Annotated in this window: 7 protein-coding genes and 1 pseudogene; 4 read left to right on the top strand and 4 right to left on the bottom strand. The window is 71.6% G+C overall.

The window, feature by feature from the left end; all coding sequences use genetic code 11:
- Both NBW84_RS18680 and NBW84_RS18675 read left to right on the top strand, forming a co-directional pair.
- Positions 1–346 (top strand): annotated as a pseudogene (locus NBW84_RS18680) (hypothetical protein); the annotation flags it as partial.
- Positions 333–1,100, top strand: coding sequence for an LUD domain-containing protein (locus tag NBW84_RS18675; RefSeq protein ID WP_250286030.1), 768 nt, complete (start codon positions 333–335; stop codon positions 1,098–1,100). The pseudogene NBW84_RS18680 and the gene NBW84_RS18675, both read left to right, overlap by 14 nt.
- A gap of 113 nt (positions 1,101–1,213) precedes the next feature.
- On the opposite strand, the gene NBW84_RS18670 is transcribed toward NBW84_RS18675, so the two are convergent.
- The 3 genes from NBW84_RS18670 to NBW84_RS18660 all read right to left on the bottom strand — a co-directional run bounded on the left by NBW84_RS18670 (position 1,214) and on the right by NBW84_RS18660 (position 4,146).
- Complete coding sequence (locus NBW84_RS18670) at positions 1,214–2,128, bottom strand: hypothetical protein (protein WP_250286029.1); 915 nt, start codon at positions 2,126–2,128, stop codon at positions 1,214–1,216.
- A 270-nt stretch (positions 2,129–2,398) separates the two neighbouring features.
- Complete coding sequence (locus NBW84_RS18665) at positions 2,399–2,992, bottom strand: hypothetical protein (RefSeq protein ID WP_250286028.1); 594 nt, start codon at positions 2,990–2,992, stop codon at positions 2,399–2,401.
- A gap of 233 nt (positions 2,993–3,225) precedes the next feature.
- On the bottom strand, positions 3,226–4,146 hold the full coding sequence (locus NBW84_RS18660; protein WP_250286027.1) for an NADP-dependent oxidoreductase: 921 nt from the start codon (positions 4,144–4,146) through the stop codon (positions 3,226–3,228).
- An 812-nt stretch (positions 4,147–4,958) separates the two neighbouring features.
- On the opposite strand from NBW84_RS18660, the gene NBW84_RS18655 reads away from it, so the two are divergent.
- Positions 4,959–5,828 carry a HalD/BesD family halogenase gene (locus NBW84_RS18655; protein ID WP_250286026.1) on the top strand — a complete coding sequence of 290 codons (870 nt, stop codon included), beginning with the start codon at positions 4,959–4,961 and terminating at the stop codon, positions 5,826–5,828.
- 1,154 nt (positions 5,829–6,982) lie between these two features.
- A complete protein-coding gene (locus NBW84_RS18650; protein ID WP_250286031.1) occupies positions 6,983–8,791 on the top strand; it encodes a choline/carnitine O-acyltransferase in 1,809 nt (602 codons plus the stop codon).
- A 76-nt stretch (positions 8,792–8,867) separates the two neighbouring features.
- Here NBW84_RS18650 and NBW84_RS18645 read toward each other — a convergent pair.
- Positions 8,868–9,759: HlyD family efflux transporter periplasmic adaptor subunit (locus NBW84_RS18645; protein WP_250286025.1), on the bottom strand; the 892-nt coding region annotated here is incomplete at its 5' end.

Raw genomic sequence — 9,759 nt, 5'->3', positions numbered from 1 at the left:
GGCCTGGGCGCTGGCCCGGCCCGGCCGGCTGGCTGCCGTCCAGCGCGGTGCCGGTGCGGTGCGGCGGCTGCTCGGTGACCGGGAGACCGTCGGGCCGGTGCCGCTGCCCGGCCCGGCGGCGGCGTGGAGCCGGGCGCGCGACGTCCCGCTGCCGCCCCCGGAATCCTTCCGTGCCTGGTGGGCGCGTACCCGCGGCGAGAACACGGCCGCGGCAGAGGACGCTCCCACGGGCAGGGACGCCCCGACGACGGCAGGCACGCCCACCGCGGAGGACACCCCCGCGGTGGGGCGCATCCGTGGTGGGGAGGCCCCCGCGGTGGAAGGCGGCCGTGATGAGCGCGCGTGAGCAGATGCTGCGCCGGATCCGGGCGGCGCTTGCCGATGTGCCCGCGGCCGAGCGGCCCGAGGACGTCCCGGTTCCCCGCGACTATGCCCACCCGCGCGCGGCCAGCGCGCCTGGCACTGCCAACGCGGCTGGCACGGCCGCCAGCACTGCCGACACGGCTGACGCGCGGCGGCGGTCGGCGGCGACGGTGGAGCTGTTCCACGAGCGGGTCGCCGACTACCGGGCCGTCGTGGACCGGGTGCGTCCGGACGGCCTGACCGCCGCGATCGTGCGGGCGCTCGCCGGCGCGCGCCGGGTCGCGGTGCCCGCCGGGCTGCCCGCGGACTGGCTCGCCGCGGCGGAACAGGCGGTGGCACGGGCCGGCGGGCAGGTGCTCCGGGACACCAGCGAGGCGCCGCTGTCCGTGCCCGGCCTGGACGCCGTCGACGCGGTGCTCACCGGCGCCGCGGTGGGGGTGGCCGAGACCGGCACGATCGTGCTCGACGGTGGCCCGGCCTGCGGGCGCCGCGCGCTCACGCTGGTCCCCGACGTGCACGTCTGCGTCATACCGGCCGGGGACGTCGTGGCCGGCGTCCCCGCCGCGATCGCCCGTCTGCGTCCGGACCAGCCGCTGACCTGGATCTCCGGCCCGTCCGCGACCAGCGACATCGAACTGGAGCGCGTCGAGGGGGTGCACGGCCCGCGCACCCTGCACGTGATCGTCATCGACGAGGGGCCCGCTGCTCCCGGCGCGCCGGAGGAGCTTCGGCCATGATCCGTCCCGCGGATGACCGAGGAAGAACGCCCAGCTCATGGCCGACGCGGCTCCACCACCGGGAAGCGTCGGTCGGTGACCGCCGCCGCTTCCCGGCTCCGGCCGGATGACGGTCAGCCGACGGGCAGGGTCACCGCGGCCGTGCGCAGCACGCCGGCGGTCTGGAACTGAACGAACAGCCGCCAGTTGCCGGCGCGCGGCAGGCTCGCCTCGAACGTCAGGGCCGGGCCGCCGTCCTTCCCGCCCGGGGTCGTGCCCGTCGGATGCAGGTGGGCGAAGGCGAGGTCGCTCTCGTGGAAGGCGGTCAGGTGCGCGTAGGTGTCCAGGTAGAGCTGTAGGTCGGTGACGGGCCGGCCGCCCGTGGACACGGTGATCGTCAGGGTGCCCGCGTTCCTGGCTGTCAGCCCGCCGGCCAGGGCCAGGGTGTAACCGTCGACCGTGGCCGTGGCCGACGCGGGCGGCAGCGGTGTGTCGGCGGAACCGCCGGCGACGGTGACCGGCTGGCCGAGGACCGTCGGGACGTCCGCGCCCGAGGCGTCTGTGGTGACGAACGAGGCGTACACCCGGTACGCGCCCGGCCGGACGGGCTGGAGCGGCGCCGTCCAGGTGCCGTCGCCCTCCACGTCCGGGTGCACGTGCTGGAAGCCGGTGAGGTCCGACCGGATCAGGTACAGGTGCATCGGTTTGGTCTGGTCCAGCCTGAACGCGGTGACGGGCGTGCCGTCCCCGGCGCCCGTCCCGGTGCCGTGGGTGCCCAGCGGCGACATGCCCGAAGCATGATCGTGCTGTCCCGGGCCTGCCAGGATGCGGAACCGGAACGAAGTCGGCTGGTCGGCCGGCAGCGTCGACGCGACCGGGACGAACCGCAGCCCGGATGCCTCGGCGGCCAGGCCCTCCCCGGCCGGCAGCCCCTCCATGCCCGGCATCCCGGCATGGCCGGGCATGTCCGTGCCCGGTATCCCGGCATGGCCGGGCATCCCTCCGGACGCCGGCATCCCGCCGTGCCCCGGCGTCGCGGGAGACGCCATCGGGTGCGCGATCTCCGGCCCGGTCGTGGTGGAGCTCCCACAGCCGGCCGCTGCCAGCCCGATCAGGAGCGTGGCACCGGCCAGCACACGCGCACAACGCGGGCGGACGGTGGATGGATACGAAACGCGGCCATGCGAACACAGAAGTGCGTGCGAACGCGGAAATGTCAGCATTGGGATCGGAAGTCTTTCCGGACGGCGCGCGGCACGCGCGCGGATGGACAGCAACGTCGGACTGACCGGAGCCCTGCTCCGGTCAGCGGTGTTGCGTCACGTCCGGGATATGCACAGCCTGGTCAGCAGGCCTGAACCGGCTGGCGGTGGGGCCCGGCGCCGCCGGCCACCGCTGTCGACGCCGGCGTACTGCCCCCTGCCGGGCCACGTCCACGCGATCACGGCGATGCCCAGCAGGAGCGCCAGCAGACCGAGCAGGCCGCCCGGCCCTGTCCGGGGCGGCAGCGACACGCACAGGGCGCCATGCCCGCCGGCACCGCTGGTGATCACAGCCACTGACGGTGGCACGGACGTCCCATGGCCGCTCGCCGGGGCGGACAGCGGCATGGGAGGCGGCACGGACGTCCCATGGCCGGTCATCGGGGCCGCCGCGGGCGGGTGCCGTACCTGCGGAGCCCCGTGGCCGGCGCCCAGGCCGTGGGGCTCCGTTACCGGCCCCGCCACTGCCGGCCCCGCCACTGGCCCCGCCGTGTGGGCGCCACCAGGGCATCCCAGCCCCACCGCCACACCGTGCATGACGAACAGCCCGGCCAGCGCGGTGCACGCCAGCAGCAGGCGGTACACCGCCGACACGCGACGGGGCGGTGCCAGGCGGGCCGCCGCCCGCGTCGGCACCGCTCCACCAGCCATCGCAGTCTCTCTCCCGCTGGAACCAACGGCTGTCCACCATGAACGGCTGTCCACCATGGTAGACAGCCAGCCGGGCACGGGGCGGACGGCCCGTTGCCGACGCGGCGTCCACAGGCCGCTCCTGCCCGTGGGACGTCCGGGAGCGGCCCCGGCAGCCAGGCCCGGGTGCGCGGGCCGTCGTCCGGCGGCGGCCCGGTCCGCCTGGAAGCACCTGCCGCTGGCAGGCGTGTCCGTCAGGACGGCAGCAGCACGATCTTGCCGCCGAGGTGGCCGGCCCGGCTGGCATCGAGCGCGGCGGCCGCCTCGGTCAGCGGATACGTACGCCAGATCGGCAGCCGCAGACGGCCCTCCTTGATCAGGACGAGGATGTCCTGGATCGCCCGCACGGTGTCCTGCCCGCCGCCGCCGACGTGGAGGCGGACCCCGTGGTCGGCGGCGTCGAACGCGGCGATGGTGAGCACCCGCTCGGGCCCGCCGGCCAGCTCGATCGAGACGGGCAGCTCGCCGCGGCCCGACGCGTCGAGCACGGCGTCCACCCCCTGGGGAGCGGCCGCGTGAACCCGGTCCGCCAGGCCGTCACCATAGGTGACCGGGATGGCGCCGATCGAACGCAGCAGCTCGTGGTTGGACTCGCTGGCGGTGCCGATCACCCGCACGCCGCGGGCGACGGCCAGCTGCACGGCGAGGACGCCGACACCGCCCGCGGCAGCGTGGATCAACAGTGTCTCACCCGCGGTGACAGCGAGCAGCTCGAGCACCTTCCACGCGGTGCCGCCGGCGCCGGCGAGGCTGCCGGCGGTCTCCCACGGCACCTCGGCCGGCTTGGCGACAAGAGCCGCCGGATCGGCGAGCGCGAACTGGGCGTAGGAGGCGGTCAAGGACGAGCCGAGCACCTCGTCGCCGGCCGCGAAGGCGGTCACACCGTCACCGACCTGGTCGATGATACCGGCGACGTCACTGCCCAGGCCCGCCGGCAGGTCCAGTGTGACCAGCTCCTGCAGAGCACCCTGGAGGATCTTCCAGTCGACGGGGTTCACGCTCACCGCCCGCACCGCGATCCGCACCTGGCCCGGGCCCGCGACCGGGGCCGGGAGGTCGACGACGCGCAGCACGTCGCTGGTGCCGTACTCGGAGAACTGCGCCGCAATGGGCATCTGCTCGGCTCACAATCTGCTGATGGTCGCAACGAGTGGTCATTCACCTGGCCGGGGATGGTCCCACCGTCCAGACAGCGGACCGATTCGTCCTGACCTGCAACACTGTTGATCGCAATTTGTAACGTGGCCGTGTTGTGGCCGCCATGCAGGGCAGCGGCCGGCCAGGCCGGTCCGGGCCGGTGCCGGGTGGTGTCGCCGCCTTGGCCGAGGGGCTGGCCGAGGGGCTACCAGCCCACCTCGCCGGCCTGGACGGGCCACCTGCGACGCCGGGCCGGCTCGCGGGGCCGCCCCGGCCCGCTCCGCCCGTGCGGGGGCCGTCGACGTCCATCCGGTGGTCACCCGGTACTAGCTGGTAATCGTCCGACAATCGGTCGTTGCTCACTTGGGGTTCACTTTTTAGTCACCTGGTGTGACTATCGGCTGAGGCTGCCGCCGGCGTCAAAATGAATGCCAGGGCGGGGACGGGGAAGATCCTGGTCGATCGTGATCGTCTGGCGTTTTCAAGGGATGGTGTCGCACGTCACAAACGACTTCATGGCCATGAATCGAGAGTAACGATGTGCTAAGAGTCGAAAAAGCTGTGCGATCATGTTTGTTTCGTGTCGGTGCCCGGTTCCTCGAGTGCTCCTGGCATGACCGAGGCGGGCGAGAAGACGCTGCGGACGTGACCTGTTCGCGGGGGAGGGATAGGCCTTGACAGCGTGTGGATCGGGCAACTGCCAGCGTATGGACGTCGGTCGTGGGGATTGTCCGTGTGGTTGTGCTGTCCTGCCTCGCGACGATGATCCCGGCTGGCGGAGGAGAGCCTCATGATCGCATCGGCGGCCCGGCTGATCGAGCGGGTGGTCAGCACGGCCTTCTATCCGCTGGCGGAGCCGGGTGGCACCGACTGGGAGTACGTGGTCTCTCGTACCCGGCAGGAGTTACACACCCACGGCTGCAGCATTCTGCACAACTTCATCCAGCCCGCCCGGCGTGAGGAACTACGGCTGGAATGCGCCGCGGTCGCCCCCCGGGCATACTATGACGTCGAGACCGTCAACGCCTACAACATAGCCGCCGACGCGGACCTGCCGGCGGACCATCCCGGCCGGCTGCCCATGCGGCGTGGTAACGCCTTCGTGGCGCGCGATCGCATCCCCGACGATTTCGTCATTCATCAGCTCTACACCAACGAGTTGTTCCAGCACTTCATTGCCAGTTGTTTCGAGCTGCCCCGGCTCCACGAGCTCGCGGATTCCCTGGCCGGGCTGTGCCTCAACGTTGTCACCCCGGGCATGGAACATCCATGGCACTTCGACACGAACGAGTTCGCGGTGAGCCTGATCACACAGGAGCCGACGGACGGCGGGGTGTTCGAGTACTGCCCGGGTATCAGGTCCACGACGACGGAGAACTTCGCCGACGTGCGGGCCGTGCTGGCCGGCCACGGCGGGCACCTGATCCGTCGGGTGTCCCTGCGGCCAGGGGATCTGCAACTGTTCAGGGGCCGTTATTCGATGCACCGGGTGAGCGCCGTGCGTGGTGACACCGCGCGTCACTCGGCGATTTTCTCGTACAGCGAACGCCCTGGGGTGGTCGGCAGCGTGGAGCGGACGAGACAGCTTTTCGGCCGGGTGCTGCCCCAGCACCTGGCGGCCGCTGGAAACGCCGTGCGGGTCGACCAACTGTTGGATTAAGGCCGTTTCCGGCGGATGCCGGCCGGAGTGGGTTACGACCTGTTCCGGCCGGAAGATCCGCCGGACGCGGTCTGGGGGGGCGACCGGCAGCCCGGGCCCGATGCCGGTCAGTTGCCCGTTCCGTGATCCAAGGAGGAACCCAGCCCGTGCGTTTTGATGCCACCGGAAAAGTTTCACTCGATCACATCTACACCCAACCCGACCCGTACGCCTACTTCGACACGCTGCGCAGGCTCGACTATGATATCCCGCAGCTGGCGAAACCTCATTTCGTGAAGATCATCGAAGCGTGCCGGGAGTTACGGGGGGATTCAGGTATCAACATTCTGGACATCGGTTGTTCGTACGGTATCAACGCGGCTCTGCTGAAATGTGACGCGAGCATGGAGGAGCTGTACGAACGGTACTGCGACCGGGACGCGGGTACACCGGCCCGTGAGACGCTGCTGGCCCGTGACCAGGAGCTGGTCCGGTCGCGGGCCGACCCGCGCCGAATCCGCTTCGTGGGCCTGGACACCTCGCGGCCCGCCCTCTCGTACGCGCTCGCCGCCGGTTTCATCGACGACGCGGTGCACGCCGATCTGGAGGAGAAGGACCCCACCCCGCGACAACGCCGGCAGCTGGCCGGCGCCGACCTGGTCATCTCGACCGGCTGTATCGGTTACGTCACCCATCGGACCCTCGTGCGGGTGGTCCACGCGAACGACGAGCGCCGGCCGTGGATGGCGCATTTCGTCCTACGGATGTTCCCGTTCGAGCCCGTCGAGGAGAGCCTGGCCGGACTGGGGTACGAGACCGTTCATCTCGAGCACATGTTCCGGCAGCGGCGCTTCGCCTCTCCCCAGGAGCAGTCGCTCGTACTGGACACCCTGAGCAACGTCGGCGTGGACCCGAGTGGTCTGGAAACCGACGGCTGGCTCTACGCGCAGCTCTACGTCTCCCAGCCGCGCGGCACGAAGGGTTGCGTGGTCATCGACCTCGCAACCGGCAATGGATCACTAACCGGCAAGAAATCGTCCAGGTCCCCACAACCACCGAGCCCGAGGATCACATTGACTGTCAATCAGGAACTGAGCGTGACCCAGCGGCTGTCCACCCCGGCTACCGCCCCCGCCAGCCAGGAGCCACCCGCCCGTACGCCTGCCGAGCAGGAACTGTCCACCCGCACCTTCGGCAATGAGGACCTGCTGCCACGGGTGCCGCTGCCCGCCCTGGAGGAGAGCGCCGAGAGGTTCCTGGAGTGGGCCGCGCCGCTGCTGACCGCGGACGAGCTGGCTCGGACCGAGGCGGCGGTGGCCGCGTTCCGGCGGCCGGGCGGCCCCGGTCAGCGGCTCCACCAGGCACTGGTGGAGTACGACGCCACCGAGGGTGTGCACAGCTGGCTCGACACGTTCTGGCCGTCCCGGTATCTGGGCCGCCGCGACCGCATCGCGCTCAACGCGAACTTCTTCTTCCTGTTCAAGAAGTCGCCGCTGCGGCAGGTGGAGCGGGCCGCCGGGCTCATCGCCGCCGCCGTCAACCACAAACTGCAGCTCGACGACGAACGCATCCCGGCCGCCATCCAGCGGGGGCGGCCGCTGTCGATGGAACAGAACAAGTTCCTGTTCTCCACGACGCGGATACCCGGAGCCGAGCAGGACACCGTCCGCGTGCCGTACAGCGAGCAGTGGCCGGGCCCGTCCCGGGCCCGCCACATCGCGGTGTTCTTCCGCGGGAACATCTTCCACCTGGACGTGCTGGGCCCCGACGGCCGGCCGTACGCGTTAGACGATCTCGCGGCGGGCCTGGAGGCGATCCGGAAGGCCGGTGCGGCCCCGGCCGCGCCGGACAGCGCCGTCGGCCAGCTGACCACCAAGGCCCGGGCGGAATGGGCGGCCAGCCGGCAGACACTGATCGCCCACCACCCCGGCAACGCCGCCGCGCTCGACGAGGTGGAGACCGCGCTGTTCCTGCTGTGCCTGGAGGACATCACGCCCACGGACACCCAGGAGGCGTGCGACCAGCTGCTGTACGGCAACAGCGGTAACCGGTGGTTCGACAAGGCCGTCTCGGTGATCGTGTTCGAGGACGGCACCGCGGGTATCAACATCGAGCACTGCGGCCTGGACGGGACCACGATCCTCAGCTTCGTCGACTCGCTGCTGGGCTCCTCGCCCGAGGAGCACTCGGCGCGGTCGGGGGCCGTCCCCCAGGGCCTGCCGGACATCAGGCCCGTCGAGTTCGTGCTGGACGACGACCTGCGGGCCGACGTGCGGGCCGCCGACGAGGCGTTCGCGGCATACGGCGCAGCCACCGCCACGACCATCCTGTCGTTCGACGACTTCGGCGGGAACCGGGCCAAGCAGCTGCGGGTGTCACCGGACGCGTTCGTGCAGCTGGCCTACCAGCTCGCGCACAAGCGGGCCAAGGGGCTGACCGGCGCCACCTACGAGTCGATCGCCACCCGGCAGTACCGGCGCGGGCGCACCGAGGCGATGCGCGTCGTCACACCCGAGGTGCTGCGGTTCGTGGCCACGCTGGACGATCCGACGGCGGACGCGGCGGCCCGCCGGGCGGCCTTCCGGGCAGCCGCCGAGAAGCACGTGGCACGGGCGAAGCAGTGCCAGTCGGGACAGGCGCCCGAACAGCACCTGTGGGAGCTGCAGCTCATCCAGAAACGGCGCGGCGAGGAACTGGGGGTGACCGAGGCGCTCGACCTGTACGACAGCCCGGGCTGGGTGAAGCTGCGGGACGACTACCTCAGCACCAGCTCCGCGCCGTCGGTCAACATCGAGTACTTCGGCTTCGGCTCGACCAGCAGCCAGTGCATCGGCATCGCCTACGTGCTGCTGCCCGACCGCTTCAACCTCTACCTGAGCACACCGCGCGCGGTGGCCGACGGGCTGTACACCTTCGTCGACCGGCTCCGTGAAGCGGTCTACGAACTCCAGGCCCTCCTCGCCACCGAAACCCCGGAGAACTGACCCCGTCCCTTTCTCTCCGAACACCCACAGTTCTGCTTCTCCGTCGAGGTGGCGGTTGGACGGAACGGGTGACCCGTCACCCGCTCCGTCCGCCGCCTCCTCCGTTGACGACGAAGCCGCCGCCACCGGCGCCACCGCCGCCGGTGAGGCCGCCGCGGCCGCCGGTGAGGCCGCGGCCGGCTGGTCCGATGCCGGCGCCGCCGAGGCCGCGCGGGGTGGTGTTGCCGGTGGGCAGGGGGGCGTTCAGGTCCGCGAGGACGACCTTGTCGCCCTCGGACAGGCCGGACGTCACCTGGGTGAAGGCCGGGCCGACCGCGCCCACCCGCACCGGCACACTGGTCGCCCTGCCATCGCGCAGGACGGACACGACGTACCGGTTGCCGATGCGCAGCACGGCCGAGGTCGGCACGGCGAGCGCGTCCGTCGCGCTGGCGGTGACGATGGCCACGGCCGTGCCCGAGCCGGCGAACAGCTTCCCGCCGCCGTCGTCCAGGCCGATGGTCACCGGATAGGCCACCCCGGACGACGATCCCGACGACCCGGCCGAGGCCGTCCCGCCGGACGCGGTGGACGCCGCCGGGAGCAGGCCGACCGCCACCACGGTGCCGGTCAGTGGGGAGCTGGTCCCGTCGGGGGTGATCCTGGCCCTGGCGCCGATCTTCACAGCGGCCAGGTCGCTGTCGCTGACGGTCGTCGTCACCTGCTTGGCGTCCGGGTTCAGCACGACGATCGTGGCCGTGCTCGACCCGGTGCCGACGGACTGGCCGGAGGCGATGTTGACGGCGGCCACCAGACCGCTGATCGGGCTGACCATCCGTGCCTGCTCCAGGCTCTGCTGCGCCACCAGGAGCACGGCGTTGGCCGCGTCGACCGCGGCCTGGTCGGCGGCGATCTGGGCGGCGGACGCCGGCGCGCGCGAGCCGCCCGCGCTACCCGCGCCACTCGCACGCGAGCCGCCCGCGCCACTC

The sequence above is a fragment of the Protofrankia sp. CiP1_Cm_nod2 genome, assembly GCF_920664355.1.
GTDB lineage: Bacteria > Actinomycetota > Actinomycetes > Frankiales > Frankiaceae > Protofrankia.
The sequence above is the reverse complement of the archived record's forward strand: the minus strand, read 5'-3'. Positions and strand labels throughout refer to the sequence as shown.